This is a genomic window from Bacillus sp. EKM202B (genome assembly GCF_011066025.1).
GTDB classification, from domain to species: Bacteria; Bacillota; Bacilli; order Bacillales; family Bacillaceae_G; genus Bacillus_A; species Bacillus_A toyonensis.
This window is the reverse complement of record NZ_JAAMNK010000003.1, coordinates 239,912-257,248: the sequence shown is the minus strand read 5'-3', so window position 1 is coordinate 257,248 and position 17,337 is coordinate 239,912. Positions and strand designations below refer to the sequence as shown.

The 17,337-nt window shown below is 34.4% G+C and carries 15 protein-coding genes and 1 pseudogene; 13 read left to right on the top strand and 3 right to left on the bottom strand.

The genetic code is table 11. From position 1 onward, the window contains the following. Positions 1-425: 425 nt before the first annotated feature. Complete coding sequence (gene topB, locus G9F74_RS06850) at positions 426-2,570, top strand: DNA topoisomerase III (protein WP_000766748.1); 2,145 nt, start codon at positions 426-428, stop codon at positions 2,568-2,570. A 435-nt stretch (positions 2,571-3,005) separates the two neighbouring features. Here topB and G9F74_RS06845 read toward each other — a convergent pair whose 3' ends face one another. Beyond that, positions 3,006-3,674 (bottom strand): YczE/YyaS/YitT family protein, encoded by a 669-nt coding sequence (locus G9F74_RS06845; protein ID WP_016108190.1) that lies wholly within the window; start codon positions 3,672-3,674, stop codon positions 3,006-3,008. Positions 3,675-3,812: 138 nt separating this feature from the next. Here G9F74_RS06845 and G9F74_RS06840 point away from each other — a divergent pair, with 138 nt between their 5' ends. Together G9F74_RS06840 and G9F74_RS06835 are read left to right on the top strand one after the other, a co-directional pair. After that, a complete protein-coding gene (locus tag G9F74_RS06840) occupies positions 3,813-4,688 on the top strand; it encodes a LysR family transcriptional regulator (protein WP_016108191.1) in 876 nt (291 codons plus the stop codon). 333 nt (positions 4,689-5,021) lie between these two features. Next, positions 5,022-6,269, top strand: coding sequence for a DUF4153 domain-containing protein (locus G9F74_RS06835; RefSeq protein ID WP_016108192.1), 1,248 nt, complete (start codon positions 5,022-5,024; stop codon positions 6,267-6,269). A gap of 130 nt (positions 6,270-6,399) precedes the next feature. Here G9F74_RS06835 and G9F74_RS06830 read toward each other — a convergent pair. Continuing rightward, a pseudogene (locus G9F74_RS06830) lies at positions 6,400-7,279 on the bottom strand (arsenic resistance protein). A gap of 369 nt (positions 7,280-7,648) precedes the next feature. Between G9F74_RS06830 and G9F74_RS06825 the strand changes: the two are divergent. The 5 genes from G9F74_RS06825 (at position 7,649) to G9F74_RS06805 (ending at position 13,163) form a co-directional block, all read left to right on the top strand. Beyond that, entirely contained in the window at positions 7,649-8,341 is a 693-nt protein-coding gene (locus G9F74_RS06825; protein WP_016108195.1) for an FMN-dependent NADH-azoreductase, read from the top strand. Between the two features lie 238 nt (positions 8,342-8,579). Next, on the top strand, positions 8,580-9,938 hold the full coding sequence (gene brnQ, locus G9F74_RS06820; protein ID WP_001284765.1) for a branched-chain amino acid transport system II carrier protein: 1,359 nt from the start codon (positions 8,580-8,582) through the stop codon (positions 9,936-9,938). A gap of 84 nt (positions 9,939-10,022) precedes the next feature. Beyond that, positions 10,023-10,442 carry a VOC family protein gene (locus G9F74_RS06815; RefSeq protein ID WP_000750859.1) on the top strand — a complete coding sequence of 140 codons (420 nt, stop codon included), beginning with the start codon at positions 10,023-10,025 and terminating at the stop codon, positions 10,440-10,442. Between the two features lie 399 nt (positions 10,443-10,841). Beyond that, on the top strand, positions 10,842-12,491 hold the full coding sequence (locus G9F74_RS06810) for a copper resistance CopC/CopD family protein (RefSeq protein ID WP_033668492.1): 1,650 nt from the start codon (positions 10,842-10,844) through the stop codon (positions 12,489-12,491). A 51-nt stretch (positions 12,492-12,542) separates the two neighbouring features. Continuing rightward, positions 12,543-13,163: a YcnI family copper-binding membrane protein gene (locus G9F74_RS06805; protein WP_016108197.1), complete on the top strand. Its 621-nt coding sequence runs from the start codon at positions 12,543-12,545 to the stop codon at positions 13,161-13,163. Positions 13,164-13,209: 46 nt separating this feature from the next. On the opposite strand, the gene G9F74_RS06800 is transcribed toward G9F74_RS06805, so the two are convergent. Continuing rightward, positions 13,210-14,115, bottom strand: coding sequence for a DMT family transporter (locus G9F74_RS06800; RefSeq protein WP_016108198.1), 906 nt, complete (start codon positions 14,113-14,115; stop codon positions 13,210-13,212). Positions 14,116-14,212: 97 nt separating this feature from the next. On the opposite strand from G9F74_RS06800, the gene G9F74_RS06795 reads away from it, so the two are divergent. From G9F74_RS06795 to G9F74_RS30000, 5 genes are all read left to right on the top strand, one after another. Next, positions 14,213-15,082 (top strand): LysR family transcriptional regulator, encoded by an 870-nt coding sequence (locus G9F74_RS06795; protein ID WP_000156755.1) that lies wholly within the window; start codon positions 14,213-14,215, stop codon positions 15,080-15,082. Between the two features lie 120 nt (positions 15,083-15,202). Beyond that, positions 15,203-15,634 carry an Rrf2 family transcriptional regulator gene (locus G9F74_RS06790; protein ID WP_000704077.1) on the top strand — a complete coding sequence of 144 codons (432 nt, stop codon included), beginning with the start codon at positions 15,203-15,205 and terminating at the stop codon, positions 15,632-15,634. Positions 15,635-15,706: 72 nt separating this feature from the next. Further along, on the top strand, positions 15,707-16,357 hold the full coding sequence (locus G9F74_RS06785) for a DsbA family oxidoreductase (protein ID WP_000216688.1): 651 nt from the start codon (positions 15,707-15,709) through the stop codon (positions 16,355-16,357). A 57-nt stretch (positions 16,358-16,414) separates the two neighbouring features. Further along, on the top strand, positions 16,415-17,017 hold the full coding sequence (locus G9F74_RS06780) for a nitroreductase family protein (protein WP_001277035.1): 603 nt from the start codon (positions 16,415-16,417) through the stop codon (positions 17,015-17,017). A gap of 126 nt (positions 17,018-17,143) precedes the next feature. Then, complete coding sequence (locus G9F74_RS30000; RefSeq protein WP_000997344.1) at positions 17,144-17,275, top strand: hypothetical protein; 132 nt, start codon at positions 17,144-17,146, stop codon at positions 17,273-17,275. Positions 17,276-17,337: the final 62 nt, after the last annotated feature.

Sequence of the window (17,337 nt, the reverse complement as noted above, 5' to 3'; positions counted from 1 at the left end):
AAATCTTGAGTAAATGAATCCGTCTCGCTCCAAACATAATTATGTTTGGAGCGAGACGGATTCTTATATGAGAACTAATCGTAATATCAAATCACATTTTTTTACTTCAAGGACATATAGAAAAGAGAAGATATCTCATCTTTTGAAATGTAGTAGCTAATTTAGATGTGAATAGATTTAGAATTATTTATAAAATCATGAAATCTAGAAATACCAATTACCATGTTACGAAAGACGAATTAAGAGAGGATACTTGGATAATGCAACTCTCCTATTGTGAAGCAATAAAGAAAAAGCGTATAATATTATAGTTATCCCATTTTTGGGAGCGACCCGCGAATGATAAATAAGATTGTTGTTTTATCATCGCTTCTAAACATATATACAATGAAAGTAACACTGGAATACAGATAGGGAGTTATACAATGAAATTAATTATTGCCGAGAAACCAGATCAAGGTTTGGCTCTTGTTTCACAGTTTAAATATCGCCGAAAAGATGGATATTTAGAAGTAGAAGCAAATGAGTTATTTCCAAATGGAGCGTACTGTACATGGGCAATTGGTCATTTGACGCAGTTATGTAATCCAGAACATTATCATGCAGAGTGGAAAAAATGGTCACTTAATACGTTACCGATGATTCCAGAACGTTTTCAATTTGAAGTAACAAAGTCAAAGTATAAGCAATTTAATGTAGTGAAACAGCTGTTACATAATCCGGGGGTAACAGAAATTATTCACGCAGGCGATGCTGGGCGCGAAGGGGAATTAATTGTACGAAACATTATTAATCTTTGTAACGTGCAAAAGCCGATGAAACGTCTTTGGATTTCATCTTTAACGAAGCAAGCCATTTATCAAGGGTTTAAAAACTTACTAGATGAAGCAGATACGATTAATACGTATTACGAAGCATATACAAGATCTTGCGCCGACTGGGTTGTTGGTATGAATGCATCGCGTGTTTTTAGCATTTTGCTAAAGAAAAAGGGAATGAATGATGTGTTTTCCGCCGGACGTGTACAAACACCGACACTCGCATTAATCGTAAAGCGTGAGAAAGAAATTGAAGACTTTAAGTCAGAGCCGTTTTGGGAAGTGTTCGCAACCTTTAATATTGAAGGGAAGAAATATGATGGGAAATGGGAGAAGGATAATGAATCCCGCTTAAAAGACCCTGATATGGCGAATAAAATTGCGGCTTTTTGTCAAGGGAAACCGGCAGAAGTGAAAGAAATGAAAACGGAGCGTAAAGAGTTTCAGCCGCCGCTTTTATTTAATTTATCAGCACTGCAAGCGACAGCAAATAAAGCTTTTAAATTTTCGCCGAAAAAGACGCTTGATATAACGCAAGCACTATATCAAAAAGGGATAGTTTCTTATCCACGTTCGGATTCTAACTATGTTACACAAGGAGAAGCAGCGACGTTCCCTGATATTTTACAGAAATTAAGTCAGTTTGATGAATATAAAGGTTTATTACCGGCTCCGGTTGAATCGATTATGAACAATAAGCGTTATGTGAATGAAAAGAAAGTTACAGATCACTACGCAATTATACCGACAGAACAAGTTACCAATCCAAGCAAATTATCAGGCGATGAAAAGAAAATTTACGATATGATCGTAAGACGACTTATTGCGGCGCATTATGAAGTAGCAATCTTTGACTACACAACAATTACAACTCTTGTAGACGAACGTGCTGCGTTCATTTCGAAAGGAAAACAGCAAATACAAGAAGGTTGGCGTAAAGTTATTTTCCAAGACGATAAAGATGACGAAACGATTCTTCCAATTGTAGCTGAAGGTGACCAAGGAAAAGTTGTAAAGGTGAAAGTGAAAGAAGGAAAAACACAGCCACCGAAGCGTTATACAGAAGGACAACTTATTACGTTAATGAAAACGGCAGGTAAGTATTTAGAGAATGAAGAGCTGGAGAAAGTATTAAAGAAAACAGAAGGTTTAGGTACGGAAGCGACTCGTGCCGGCATCATTACGATGCTGAAAGACCGTAAATATATAGATGTGCAGAAAAACCAAGTGTATGCGACTGATAAGGGAAAAGTATTAATTACAGCAATCGGCGACAAAATACTAGCTTCACCGGAAATGACTGCAAAATGGGAACAACGTCTTGCAGAAATCGGAGAAGGTACCGCTTCACCAGCTACATTTATGGAACAAACGAAAAAGCTATCAGCTAAAATTATTGAAGATGCGGTAGAAATGTCGGAGAAATGGGATTTCACTGGATTACATGTTGAATCGATTGAGCGAAAAGGATCGAAATTTACGACAGGTAAAAAGGTTGGAAGTTGTAAAAAATGCGATGGTGATGTAATTGATAAATCTACGTTTTACGGTTGTTCCAATTACAATACAACACAATGTGACTTTACCATCTCGAAGAAAATATTAAGTAAAACAATTTCGCAAAAGAATATGACAAAGCTCTTAAAAGGTGAGAAGACCGATTTAATTAAAGGCTTTAAAAAGGGCGAGAAAACGTTTGATGCGAAGTTAGAGTGGAAAGATAATAAGATTAATTTTGTGTTTGAGAATTAAGTAGTTTCAACAAGTGACAAAGCTCTTTCCCGAGTAAAATGTTCTGTATTCGATTTGAAAATATAGATAGAAAAAAAAGCATGACAATTTTATGTCATGCTTTTTTATTTTATATTTACAGGGTTTTGTATACTAGCACTAAAATTTATTTGAAATAATTGTTTGAAAAGGTGGTATGAAATAGTGTTAAGTAGCAATAAAGTCTTTTAAAATATAAAAAGTTTAAAGATCCTTCTTTAACTAAACGGCAGGTTAGTTTTAATACAATGTTTGTTTTATCATTTAACCAAAGTGATAGAAGGTCAAAAAAAAAGGCAGTAATAAAGAAGTGCCATTCCTAATGTGGACTGGCACTTGGTAAAGTGCAAAATTCATTATTTGATTTCGGCTGAGGAATTTGATTCATCTATTTTTCCTGTACTTTATTATGATTCCTTAGGCAGCCTTTTCTGTTTTAAATATCCATTGTTGGAGAGGTGGTTGATAATACGGTATCATCCACCCTAAAATTTTGCCGATAAAATAGGCGGCAATTAGTGTGCCGATTCCTATTGAGCCTAATGATTGAATGAAAATTATACAGATTGCACCAGCCACACAAATGTTTATTAAATCGCTCAAAATCTTTGCTTTACCGAATTTTAAATTAAATTTTTCACTAATTGCATAAGTTAATGCATCATACGGCATTAATGGCAGTTTCGCTGTTGTATAGCCCATTAAACCGACCGCTATAACAAATAAACTAACAATCAAATATACACTTCGAGCAAGGAGAGTTTCAGGTGCAGGGAAAAGTTGGACAAGGAAGAGCGTTGCATCCATGAAAAAACCAAATAAAAACGAAATAATGAATTGACTCACAAATTCATTTAACTCCATTCGTTTACTTAATATCACTTGAATAATAATGTATAAAACATTTGCAAGCGCCATTGTCACACCAACCGATAAACCAATCGTTAGCGTACTTGCATATGCTAATGATGACACAGGAGATACACCAAATCCTGCTTGAATCGACATGCTAATGCCAATCGACATAAAAAATAACCCGAGCACGTATAAGAAGATGCGCTTCAAGGTTCTGTTCCAATGATTCATAGTATCTCTCACTTTCTAGTTAATATTATCAATATAAAGACTATAGCTATAGAATTAAATATAACGCCAAATTCGACATATGAAAAATATATATATGATAAACTAATCATATCAAAAAACATATGACGGAGAGATACAATGGATTTCAGGCAATTATATTACTTTAAAGAAATTGTGAAACAAGGAAGCATTTCTAAAGCAGCAGAAGTGCTCCATATCGCGCAGCCCCCGCTTAGCCAATTATTAAAAAAGCTTGAAACTGATCTTGGCACAACTTTAATTCATCGATATCGTCAAAAATGGGAGCTTACAGCAACAGGTGAAATACTATACCAATATGCCAATCAAATGTTAATGCAAATTCAAGATGTAAAGCAGCAAATTCAAGAAATTGAACAAGGTATAGGCGGAACAGTAAGTATCGGTGTATCGTCTACATGTTCGAATATGCTCATTGACTATGTTAGTATGTTTAGAACACAATACCCTAATGTCAAAATAAAAATAGTAACTGGAAATTCAGAAGAATTATTAAAAAAACTAGAACAAAGAGAAATTGATGTTGCTTTACTTTTACGATTGGGCAATAGTGAACAATATGAGATGAAAATATTAAAAAAACAACCAACCGCTGTGATTATTCCATCAAGTTGGGCAACATCGTTTTCATCACAGCATGTGACGATTGAACAGATTGCCCAATTCCCATTCATTATGCTAGGAGCAATGGAAGGGCTCTCTTTCAATGAAGACCTTTTCAAGGTGTTTGATGAACATCAAGTCAAGCCAAATATCATTATCGAGTGTAAAGATATACGGATGGTTGTAGCACTTGTTAGTAGAGGACTAGGATTATCCGTTATTCCAAGAATGGATTACACATCATCATTTTTAGAACATACAACGCTTTTTGAATTGAAACAATTTGATTTTCATTTAGAACCTGTAATAGTAAAATTAAAAGACCAAAGAATTTCCAAAGTAGCATCTCAATTTTGGGAAATGGTTGATTAGGAGATATGAACAAAGCAAAAATAGCCTTCAATCAAGTAATAAAGACATCTTACGAAAAATTGAGCCGGGATAAAAAGTTCTTTACTTGAGGAAGTTTCAAAACTGACTGTAGCTTACACTGATGTCTATAAAAAGTTATAGAGCATTTCTTTGAATGAGGAATGCTTTTTGTTTTTGCTTGGAATAAAATATACAACAAAAATATTATCTAAAATAATAAAATTTTATTGTAAAACGATAAAATTTATATTAAAATCAAAATCAGAATAAAAAATCGAGTTGCTTTTTATGGAAAAGGTAACAACGTTGTTTTTTTTTAGAGGAGGTAAAAATATGAACAGTCACAATTTGATTATTGAAAATATTGATAACCCTCATGAGTTGGAGAGAATGTATAGAAAAGACCCGAAAGCTTTTAAAAAGTCATTCTCACAAGCATGGGAACAAAATCCGGATTCTCAGGTTTTGGGTATTTGGTATGAAAGATTACATTTCAAGGAGAAGGGAAATACAAGAAAGTCCTCCTTGATTCAAAAGGGTTTCTTATTCATGGGCATGTTAGCAATTCTAGCCGGATTAAGCACCAGAATCATTTTCCACTTTGTCGAACAGGAAGCAATTGCTCCGATTAATCTGGCTTTTGGTATAATCCCTTTTATTGCTGCCTATTTTGTTTACAATAATACTCCGAAAAAAAATATTATTTATTCTCTTGCAGCGTTGTTCCTAATTTCTGGGCTTTATCTTAATACGCTGCCATTAAATGATAAAGACAGTATTATCCTTGCTTATTTACACCTTCCTATATTCTTATGGGTATTGGTAGGGCTTGCGTTTACAGGAAATGAATATTCAAAAGGCAGTACAAGGTTAGCTTATATTAAATTTAATTTGGAATATTGTATTCTTTACGCCAGCATGGCAGTTAGCGGAATGATACTAGCAGTATTCACCATGCGGTTATTTAGTTTTGTTGACTTGGATATAGGAGAGTTCTATTTTAGTAATGTTGTTTTATTTGGTGCTGCCGCTCTCGCTATTGTGGCTACATACTTAGTATCAATGAATCTTAAGTTTGCTAAAAATATTACCCCCTATATAGCTAAAATCTTTAGTCCGCTTGTCCTGATCACCTTGTTGATCTATCTTATAACGGTTATATGGGTTGGGAAAAATCCATTTTTGGACCGCAATTTCTTGATGGTCTTCAACGGAATACTTCTTGTTGTATTGGCTGTTACTATATTTTCCATTGTTGAGAGCGACTCAGATGAGAAAAAGAACATCTCAGATTATATAAATTTTGTCTTAATTGTTCTTGCGCTTATTATTGACAGTGTGGCTTTGTCAGCTATCGTGTTCAGACTTTCTTCCTATGGTATTACGCCTAATAGACTTGCTGTTTTAGGAGTAAATATACTGATTTGGGCAAATCTAATTTGGATTATGCTCTCTTATATGCGTTTTCTACAAAATAAATCCGGACCTTTACCTATCCAAGATGCCGTTACGAAGTATTTGCCAATCTACGGACTTTGGGCAGCGTTCGTTATATTTACTTTTCCTATCCTTTTTAATTAAAAAGGATCTGTTAATGTAACGAAAAGTCAATCTTCTATAATGTATAAAATTTTTAGAGCCGATAATTCAATTTTGCATTTATATAATTTCTCGACAATAAAAAAACGTCCCAAAGTGGGACGTTTTTTTATTATGCGTATTGCCGTTTTTTCTTAATAAGTAACAACACTTGTGAAACAAAAGCAAGTACTGGTAACTCAATTAACGGTCCAATAACAAGTGCAAGTGCGATAAGAGGCTCGTCTGGAAAAGCAGTCACAGCAATAGCGAGCGCAACAGGCGAGTTTCTTGCTAATGTTGTTAAGCTTAAACTTACTGTATCTTTATAAGATAAATGCAGGATACGCCCGATAAATTGTCCTAGTAAAAAATTAATGATGAAGAACAATAGAACAGGAATGAGTAATAATAAAACAACATTCATATTTTGAAGTAAATATTTACCTTGTGATGCAAACATCGCTACAATTGCTAAACTTAAAAATACAATTTGAGCAGAGCTGAAAAACGGAATGATTTTATTCTCGAGTGTTTCAGCGTTTTTCATTTTATTCATAATGAATTTTGTAGCATGTGCAAGTAAAAATGGTAAGACGATAACGATTACGATACTTTCTATTAGAATAGAAACCGCTACAGTCTTCATTACACCGGCAAATAAAAAATAAATAAACAGGTAGCAATAATACTTGTAAAATTAAGTTTACAGGCAAAATCGCTGTGGAAAGCGCTACGTTTCCTTTCGCTATTTCAGTAAATATTAAGTACCAATCTGTACATGGAGTAACCATTAACATTATAAACCCAACCCAAAGTGCTGGGTGATCTGAAAGAAATAATGCACCTAATCCCCAAGCGAGGAAAGGCGTCCATAAAAAATTAATGGTAAGGCTTGTTCCTGCAAATTTTAAATTGCGAAATCCGTTTTTAATCTCTTTCAATGGGATGCTGAGGAATAATCCATATAACATGAAAAATAAGAAGGGGACAATAAATTTGTCTGAATACATATGTATGATATTAAATTGTCCGAGTACAATACCGCATGTAACAGCAAATAGAATAATAAAAGTTTGAATCCTTTCTATAGTGCTCATGAATAAATCCTTTCTAAATATGAATTTCCCTCTCTAAGTTAATTATACAAGTAATAAAGTAGTATTTGGTGTTTTATTATTATTTTCAATTTGAGACTTTATTTTTTATTAAAAGTTACTTGACTAAAGTAAGTGACTATATTACAATCACTTACATAAGGTAATTAAATAACAAAAAGTTATAGATTCCTAAAATGAAGGTCTCTATTGGAACTTTTTCTTAGAATAAGAATTTTTATGATGATGAATAATGAATATGAAAAGAAAGATTAGGTGAAGCAAATGGGACTATTTAGCTCATTATTTGGTAAAAAAGAAGAAATTACGAAAGTAGAGGAGAATAAAACAATGTCAAAAGTATTATTTGTAAAAGCAAACGATCGTCCAGCGGAGCAAGCAATTAGTTCAAAAATGTATGAAACATTTGTAAGTACTTATAAAGAAGCGAACCCAAATACAGAAATTACAGAGTTAGATTTATTTGCATTAGATCTTCCTTATTACGGAAATATCGCAATTTCAGGTGGATATAAACGCAGTCAAGGAATGGAGTTAACAGCTGAAGAAGAGAAGGCTGTAGCAACAGTAGAGCAATATTTAAATCAGTTTTTAGAAGCTGATAAAGTTGTATTTGCGTTCCCATTATGGAACTTCACAGTACCCGCACCATTAATCACATATATTTCATACCTTTCTCAAGCTGGAAAAACGTTTAAATATACAGCAAATGGTCCGGAAGGTTTAGCTGGTGATAAGAAAGTAGTTGTACTAGGTGCTCGTGGTTCAGATTATTCTTCAGAGCAAATGGCTCCTATGGAAATGGCGGTTAATTATGTAACAACTGTACTTGGATTCTGGGGAATTACAAATCCAGAAACAGTGGTAATTGAAGGACACAATCAATATCCAGATCGCTCACAACAAATTGTTGAAGAAGGTTTAGAAAACGTTAAAAAAGTAGCTGCGAAATTTTAATTACTGATAGTAAATGGAAAAACCAACATGGATGACCATGTTGGTTTTTTAGTCTATATTCTATGTTAAAAAATGTATATTCATAAAATAAAAGAAAAGTTTGAAAATAGTATTGCAAAATATTATATAGCGAATTATAATGAGTTCAAGAATAGTTGATACTTAAATTAAATATTCAGAAAATTCAATTAGTTAAAATTGGAAAATGAGATAAGGAAATTTGAATGGGGGTTATATTATGGCGAATAAAGTACCGTTTTCGTTCATAGTAGTTATTGGATTAATGTTATTTGCACTATTTTTTGGAGCCGGAAATTTAATTTTCCCAGCTATGCTAGGTCAATCGGCAGGAGAGAATGTATGGATTGCTAACGCTGGATTTTTAGTAACAGGTGTTGGATTACCATTACTAGGTGTACTAGCATTTGGTTTTTCGGGTAAAGATGATTTACAGTCATTAGCAAGTCGTGCTCACCCAGTATTCGGGATTGTGTTTACAACAGTTTTATACTTAGCGATCGGTCCGTTATTTGCAATACCAAGAACGGGTAATGTTTCTTATGAAATTGGTCTTAAGCCTTTTATGCCAGAAGGATTAGGTTCTACACCTTTAATTCTTTTCACAATTATATTCTTTAGCATCACTTGTTTTTTTTCGCTAAATCCTGCGAAAATTGTCGATATTGTTGGAAAAATATTAACGCCAATTAAATTGACATTCATCGGTATTTTAGTAATCGTTGCTTTTATTCATCCAATTGGAGATATGCAAGCACCAGTGGAAGGGTATACATCACATGCATTCTTTAAAGGATTCCAAGAAGGATACTTAACAATGGACACGCTTGCATCATTCGTATTCGGAATCATCATCATTAATGCAATTAAAGAAAAAGGTGCGAAAACGAAAACACAGATTATGGTCGTTTGTGCAAAAGCGACAATCATTGCAGCATCTATTTTAGCAATTATTTATACAGCACTTTCTTATATGGGTGCTTCAAGTGTTGCAAAGCTTGGACATTTAGAGAACGGCGGAGAAGTATTAGCGAAAGTTTCTAACTACTATTTCGGATCATATGGCGGAGTATTATTAGGATTAATGATTACAGTAGCTTGTTTAACAACTAGTGTGGGACTTGTATCAGCATGTTCTTCATTCTTCCATAAGTTATTCCCAAATGTTCCTTACAAAGCAATTGCAATTACGCTATGTGTATTTAGTGCAATTGTTGCAAACGTAGGATTAACACAATTAATCGCAGTTTCTGTTCCAGTATTAACAGCAATTTATCCACTAGCAATTGTATTGATTTTCTTAACATTCTTCCATTCACTATTTAAAGGAAGAGCTGAAGTTTATCAAGTGAGTTTAATCATAACATTTATCATCAGCTTATTCGATGGATTAAGTGCAGCTGGAGTTAACATTGAAGTAGTAAGCCAAGTGTTCACTAAATTCCTTCCGATGCAGGAAGTAGGATTAGGCTGGATCTTCCCAGCGATTATCGGTGGATTTATCGGATATGGCATTAGCGTTTTAAAAGTGAAAAAACAAGTTCAACCTGCAACTAGAGCGGACAAGAAAATAAGTTAATTGAAAAAGTTATAGAACTTGTTTCTATAACTTTTTTTGTTACTATTAATAAGGAGTAAAAAATAAAGTAGTAGGGGAAATAAAATGAAAAAAACAATTGATCATATCGGAATCGCAGTTCGTGATATAGATAGTACGATACGTTTTTATGAACAGGTTCTATCAGGGAAATTAATAGATCGTTACGTAAGTGAAGCACCAGGTGTGGAAAGTGAAGTTGCTATTATAGAAGTGGATGGAGATAGAATTGAACTACTTGCACCGACGAATAATACGACGTCGCCAATAGCACGCTTTATAAAACAAAAAGGGAAAGGTGTTCACCACGTTGCGTATCGTGTCGATGATTTAGATGTGGCTTTAGAAGAATTAAAAGAACAAGGTATTCGAACATTAGAGCATACACTTCGAATGAATAAACATGGTAGACGATTAATTTACCTGAACCCAGCGGATACAGAAGGAACGATTATTGAGTATTGTGATTATCCGGAAGAGAAATAGAAGAAGGATATTTTTTAAAAGGTGTTACGTTATTACGTAACACCTTTTAATTTATCTCGCTATTTGTAGGAGTCTTACTGCCCGTAAAAGCTCTATTAGTGAGGGCTAATTAAAGTTTCACTTTATGTATTTCACATTTTCTTCACAAATGATTCACGAGAACTTTTCTTCTTAAGGAACTTACATAAATATATTTTATGATATAATTACAATCGACTTTAAAAATATAAGCTGTTTTAATTAGGGTAGTTACTATTATATTGGTAGTTTAAAAGCGGGGAGAAAGTAAGTATTATATAGCATGGAAATTTATACTTAATCAGGTTAATATTTCGTCAGAAAATCAAACTAGGAAGTATAAAGTAATGAAAGTGTAGCGATGAAGAAGAAAGAAGTGAAATGAGTGTGAAAGTAATGAGAAGGTTAGGGGCATGGCTAGTAATAGCATGTGTGCTTATTATATTGATACCAAAAAGCGCGTCTGCTCATGCATATGTTGTGAAATCAAATCCTGTTGAAAATGAAACGTTGAAGAAAGCACCAACTGTCGTGAAAATCGAATTTGATGAGGATATACAAGTTTCACATTTTAATACATTGTTTGTAAGAGATACCTCAGGTAAAAGAGTAGATTTAAAGGATGCTCATATTGATAAAAGAAACAAAAAACTATTAGAGGCAGGGGTAAAAGAGAATCTTAAAGACGGTCTCTATTCTATTCAATGGAAAGCTATTTCAGCTGATGGACATCCAATTCAAGGAGTTATTCCGTTCCAGATTGGGTTAGCCGAAGCGGGAGCAGATGATGTACAAGTAGAAGAGATGGGGTATGTCCCGCAAATCGATATGATTATGGAACGCGGGGTTCTATATACAAGTTTCTCACTATTTTTAGGAGTTCTATTCTTTAATCTTATTATATATAAAGGGGATGCAATAGAAGTTCACTCAAGGAGTAAGAGAATAATATGGATATCATTAATAGGTATATTCATTAGCTTACTATGCAATCTACCATTGCAAGCGAAAATAAATGCTGATGTTTCGTGGTTAGAAGCATTTGATCCACTATTATTAAAAGAAACATTGCAACTATCTGTTTTTGGTTATGTATGGATCACTCAAATGGCTCTTATTAGTGTGCTTATCATTGTTACTTATTTTGCGGTGAAGCGTGAGAAACTTTCATCGTTTAAAGTATGGAGCATTCCAATATTACTTTTTATTGGGCTACTCGTTATGAAAGCCTTTAATAGTCACGCATTTGGTTTGAAGTTTAAAGACATTGCTGTCGTTATGGACTTTCTACATTTATTCGCAGCTTCGTTATGGGTTGGCGGTCTATCATCGATTATTCTTCTTTTACGTAAAGAGGATGACAAGTGGACGAAGTATTGGGATGCAATTAAGCGTTTTTCACCATGGGCAACAGGTGCTGTCATAGTCATTGTATTAACGGGTCTTTTTAACAGTACATTTTTTATTCCCACGATTCATTCCCTATTTGATACGAAGTATGGATTAGCATTATTAGCAAAGATACTTTTATTCGTTTTCATGGGGATATTGGGAATTATTCATTATGTGAAAGGGAAAATGCGAGCCCGACAAGGATTAGGCGCTACGCTGAAAGTAGAGTTGATCATTGGAATTATCGTTTTCATAATCGTAGCTTTTATGACAAACGTACAAACACCGCCGATGCCTCCTACTGGACCTTTTACAGAGAGTAAACAATTAGATAATGGATATGAACTTACTTTACATGTAAGCCCCAATAAGGTAGGACAGAATACATTTCATATTACTTTGAAGGATGAAAATGGACAGCCTGTTACTAATATGGAACAAATTGTATTGACGACTCAATCGTTAGATATGAATATGGGCAAAGGGTCATTTAAAGTTTCAGCAATTTCACCGGGAGAATATGAAGCGGAAGGTATGTATATTAACATGACAGGCAACTGGAATATACAAGTTCACGGATTAACAAAATCTCTTGATAGCTTTGATACGGATTATAAATTTATTGTAGGCGGCAGATAAAGAGAAGGTATAGATAAAAAGAAGGTATAGATAAAAAGGAGCTAATAGAAAATGAAACGTATAAAAAAATTAGGAACAACAATGATCGCAACAATAATTGCAATGGGAATTTTTTCGTTACCTGTAAGTGCGCACGTCACTGTGAAGCCAGCAACTTCGGATGTTAACTCTTGGGAGACTTACACGATAAAAGTACCAGTTGAAAAGAATGTAGCAACGACAAAAGTTACATTGAAAATACCGTCCGGCGTCGAGTTTCAACAGTATGAACCAGTGCCAGGGTGGAAAGTGGAAGAGCAAAAAGATGCAGCTGGAAAAGTGAAAACTGTAGTATGGGAAGCAACAGGAGAAGGGATTTTATCTGGTCAGTTCCAACGATTTACTTTCGTTGCTAAAAACCCAGATAAAGAACAAAAGATAGCTTGGGATGCGTATCAACAATATAAAGACGGAGAAATTGTTGAATGGACAGGCGATGAGAAAGCTGAAAAACTGCATTCAGTTACTACAATTGCAAAAGGTACGTCCTTAACTGGAGAACATGGAGAAGGATCTAGTGTGGTAAAAAATGAAGGTACAAGTAATATGCAAGCAATAGCAATTGTGTTATCAGTTTTAGCGATTGTATCTTCGGTAGGTACGTTTGTTTTTGTAGTACGTCGTAAAAAGTAAGGTATAAGAAAGAGCCTACAAATAGTAGGCTCTTTTTCACGTTTATTTATTTCACTTCAACTTGCTGCCCTACAGCAAGTATTTTCGGCTTTATATTTACAAAGCAAATACTCACGACAATAAATAATAGACCGATAAACAAGCTCATTGTAATGGCCTCATGTAAGAAAATTGAACTTACAATAATAGCGATAAGAGGGATAAGGAATGTATAAGCTCCAACTTTACTTGCTTCACCAGCTCCAACAAGTGTGAAGTAAGCGAGCCACCCCATTGCAATAACAAAGAACGAGATAAAGAGTAGCACACTAACAAATGGCATACTCCAAGCGATACTAGACCAGCTTTCAAACTCTGATCCAAATCCGACTAAGCAAAGACCTCCAATAATAAGCTGAAGTGTTACCATCCAAATAGCATTAACGCGGTGCCCGGTTTTTTTTATAAATACTGTACCCAGTGCCCATCCAATCGCACAACCTAATGCGAGAAGGATTCCAATGATAGAAATATGGCCGGTTAAGCTACTAGAGCTAATAACCCCCACGCCAATAAATCCTAGAATTAAACCGAAAATTTTTAAGCCATACATTGATTCTTCAAGCCATATCCACGAGAAAATGCCGAGTAAAACAGGCTGTAGAAATACAATTGCGGAAAATAATCCAGCGGGCATGTATTGAAGACCGACAGTTTGTAGTCCGTAAAAGATAATGATGTTAAGTAAAGAAGAAATAACGTATAAATGCCAAGTTTCTTTTAAATGTAGCTCTTTGTATTTCGGTAATGCGAAAATAAGTAAAATGAATCCCCCAATTAAAGTTCTAACGCCTGCAAATAAAACAGGTGGTGTATAATGCAAGGCAAATTTAGATAAAGGCCAATTAATTCCCCACATAATAACGAGAAAAGTAAGGATTATGGCCGTTTTTGTTCGAGAAAGCTGTGTCACGGTAAGACCTCCTTGTTGTATTTCATTTCACTATGATATGATATCGACTGTGATAAATAAAATGAATCTTTTTTATAAGGGGTATAAGTGATTAGTTATGACCATTACACAACTACAAGTTTTGATTAAAACGGTTGAATTAGGTAGTTTTACGAAAGCAGCAAAAGCACTTAATATGACACAGCCTGCTGTCAGTCATGCCATTTCAAGTATTGAGTCAGAATTAGATATTACGATTCTTATACGTGATAAGAGAGAAGGTTTAATTGTTACTGACGTAGGAGAGAGAATTCTTGTTCATATTAGAGAAATATTGAATGGAATTGAGAAAATTGAGCAAGAAGTTGCGATGGAGAAAGGACACGAAGTTGGGACGATTCGAATTGGGAGTTTTCCGAGCGCTTCTGCACATTTCTTACCCAAAATGATAAACCTTTTTAAGGAGAAGTATCCGAACTTAGAAGTCGTTCTTTGTGAAGGAACGATTAAAGAAGTTGAAGATTGGTTAGTATCGAGGGTTATTGATATAGGAATTGTTATTTTGCCTAATAAAGATATGGAGATTGTTCCATTAGCGAAGGGGAAAATGGTTGTTATCTTAAGAGAGGATCATCCTCTCTGTAAGAAGGACGCTATTACAATTAGTGATTTAGAGAATGAACCGATCATATTATGTAAGGGTGGATACGAACCACCCATTATTGATATGTTTAAACAAGCAAACGTACCACTTCGGGCTGAGTATGTAATTTCGACAGTTACTACAGCTTTAAATATGATTCAAGAAGGATTAGGCATTGCAATATTGGCTGAATTATCTTTAACGAATTTACCAAAAAATGTGCAAACGAGAGAATTGGAACCACAAGTATGGAGAGAAATTGCTTTAGCTGCTCCTTCATTAAAGGATTCTTCAATCGCTGTGCAGCTATTTATTGAAGAATTTCAAGCGCTATTTGCAGAATAAAAAGAGGTGTCTCATATATCATAATGGGACACTTTTTAATTTACTTATAAAAAATCTGTGAAAAGGATTGACTTATTTTTTAGTTGTAACTATAATGATTACATCGAGGTGGTGATGACGATGAAAATTAGTAGCCGCTTTTCTATAGCTGTTCATATTTTATCTATTTTGAAAAACAATCCATCTTCACTTTGTACTTCAGACTATATGGCTGAAAGTGTAAATACAAATCCGGTAGTAATCCGTAAAATTATGTCGTACTTGAAACAAGCTGGATTTGTTTACGTAAATCGTGGGCCAGGTGGTGCGGGATTATTAAAGGATTTACATGAAATCACATTGTTAGATGTGTATCATGCAGTGAACGTAGTCGAAGAAGACAAGCTATTTCATATTCACGAGCAACCAAATCCAGATTGTCCAATTGGAGCGAATATTCAAGTGGTGTTAGAAGTTATATTAATTCAAGCACAATCCGCGATGGAAGAAGTTTTGAAAAATATTTCGATGGAGCAGTTGTTTGAATCTTTACAAGAGAAAATGAATGCTTAAAATAATATCTATATTTTTTTATTATCGATGTAACTATATTGATTACAACTATAAAGGTAAGGTGTAAAAATTATGACTGTAAAAATGAAAGTATACTCAGACTTTATATGTCCGTTTTGTTTTTTAGCAAAAGGTCCATTAGATGAGGTAGTGAAAGAGAAAGATGTAGAGATTGAATGGATGCCATTTGAATTACGTCCAAGTCCATATTCAAAAATAGACCCATGGAATGAGCCAGAAAAATTAGGTTCATGGGATGCTTTCATTCTTCCGACAGCGAAGAAGTTAGGAATTGATATGCGTTTGCCACGTGTTTCCCCACATCCATATACGCATTTAGCTTTCGAAGGATGTCAATTTGCGAAAGAACGTGGACTAGGTAATGAGTATCATCACCGCGTATTCACAGCATTTTTCCAAGAAGAGCAAAACATTGAAGATATTGATGTGTTAACAAAATTAGCGGTAGAAGTAGGACTTCCTGAGGCGGAATTTAAAGATGCTTTAGTAACTCGTAAATATAAAGAAAAGCATCAAGAAGCAATTCAGCACGCATATGATGAAGCGAATATTATGGCTGTTCCAACTGTCATGATTGGAGATGAAGTCATTCAAGGGCTTGCTAGTAAAGAAACACTAGAAAGGGTCATTGATAAAGAAATTGAAAAGGATAAAACAAATTCATTTGAAGGTGTGCAATGTAATACCGATGGATATTGCTAATTCGATTGTTATGAAATAACAAAATAAATAATAAAACAAATATTTGGAGGAATTAAAATGTCAGCAACTACAACAAATTTAAAAGAAGCAATCGTGAACCGTCGTTCAATTCGTAAAGTAACAAAAAACGATGCGATTACGAAAGAAAGAATTGAAGAAGTGTTAAAAACAGCTTTACACGCACCAACATCTTTTAATATGCAAAGTGGCCGTATGGTTGTATTAATGGATGGAGAGCATGAAAAGTTTTGGGATATCGTAAAAGAAACGCTTAGATCACGCGTACCAGCAGAAAACTTTGAAGCGACTGTAGAAAGACTAAAAGGTTTCCATACAGGTGTAGGTACAGTTTTATTCTTTGAAGACCAAGCAACTGTAGAAAAAATGCAAGAAAATGCACCGTTATATAAAGATCAATTCCCATTCTGGTCTCATCAAGGTAATGCAATGTTACAACATACTGTGTGGATGCTATTATCTGCTGAAGGAATTGGCGCATCACTGCAACATTACAACCCAATCGTAGATGCTGAAGTAAAAGAAACTTGGAACATTCCAGCAGAGTGGAGCTTAGTAGGTCAAATGCCATTTGGTGAACCAAATGAACAGCCAGCAGAAAGAACATTCTTACCTACTGAAGATGTAGTGAAATTTTATTAAGAAATACAATATGTAACGATAAGGAAGCTGTGCTTAGAAACAGCTTCCTTTTTTGTATTAGTGTTAATTTATAAGCATTTAGGGAAGGAATATAACAAATAGTCAGGTGAGAAAGGAAGTAGGAAAATGAATGACGAGAAAAAATATACAGTGGTAGGTACTGATGTCGAGGAAGTAAAACGTTTAAATAAAAATTCAGGATTAACGTATAATCAAGTGAAAGAAATGTTAGCGAAGCAAATGCAAAAAAAGAAGTGATTAGATTGAAATCATTCATTTTTTCATTTAACATTTTGATTGGAGAGAGTTAAGTAAAAGGT

Excerpts from the sequence above, each read along its gene's own strand:
- topB (WP_000766748.1), top strand. The coding sequence starts at position 426 with ATGAAATTAATTATTGCCGAGAAACCAGATCAAGGTTTGGCTCTTGTT.
- G9F74_RS30000 (WP_000997344.1), top strand. The coding sequence starts at position 17,144 with ATGAATGACGAGAAAAAATATACAGTGGTAGGTACTGATGTCGAGGAA.
- G9F74_RS06840 (WP_016108191.1), top strand. The coding sequence starts at position 3,813 with ATGGATTTCAGGCAATTATATTACTTTAAAGAAATTGTGAAACAAGGA.
- G9F74_RS06810 (WP_033668492.1), top strand. The coding sequence starts at position 10,842 with ATGAGTGTGAAAGTAATGAGAAGGTTAGGGGCATGGCTAGTAATAGCA.
- G9F74_RS06790 (WP_000704077.1), top strand. The coding sequence starts at position 15,203 with ATGAAAATTAGTAGCCGCTTTTCTATAGCTGTTCATATTTTATCTATT.
- G9F74_RS06815 (WP_000750859.1), top strand. The coding sequence starts at position 10,023 with ATGAAAAAAACAATTGATCATATCGGAATCGCAGTTCGTGATATAGAT.
- G9F74_RS06795 (WP_000156755.1), top strand. The coding sequence starts at position 14,213 with ATGACCATTACACAACTACAAGTTTTGATTAAAACGGTTGAATTAGGT.
- G9F74_RS06845 (WP_016108190.1), bottom strand. The coding sequence starts at position 3,674 with ATGAATCATTGGAACAGAACCTTGAAGCGCATCTTCTTATACGTGCTC.
- G9F74_RS06785 (WP_000216688.1), top strand. The coding sequence starts at position 15,707 with ATGACTGTAAAAATGAAAGTATACTCAGACTTTATATGTCCGTTTTGT.
- brnQ (WP_001284765.1), top strand. The coding sequence starts at position 8,580 with ATGGCGAATAAAGTACCGTTTTCGTTCATAGTAGTTATTGGATTAATG.
- G9F74_RS06835 (WP_016108192.1), top strand. The coding sequence starts at position 5,022 with ATGAACAGTCACAATTTGATTATTGAAAATATTGATAACCCTCATGAG.
- G9F74_RS06780 (WP_001277035.1), top strand. The coding sequence starts at position 16,415 with ATGTCAGCAACTACAACAAATTTAAAAGAAGCAATCGTGAACCGTCGT.
- G9F74_RS06825 (WP_016108195.1), top strand. The coding sequence starts at position 7,649 with ATGGGACTATTTAGCTCATTATTTGGTAAAAAAGAAGAAATTACGAAA.
- G9F74_RS06805 (WP_016108197.1), top strand. The coding sequence starts at position 12,543 with ATGAAACGTATAAAAAAATTAGGAACAACAATGATCGCAACAATAATT.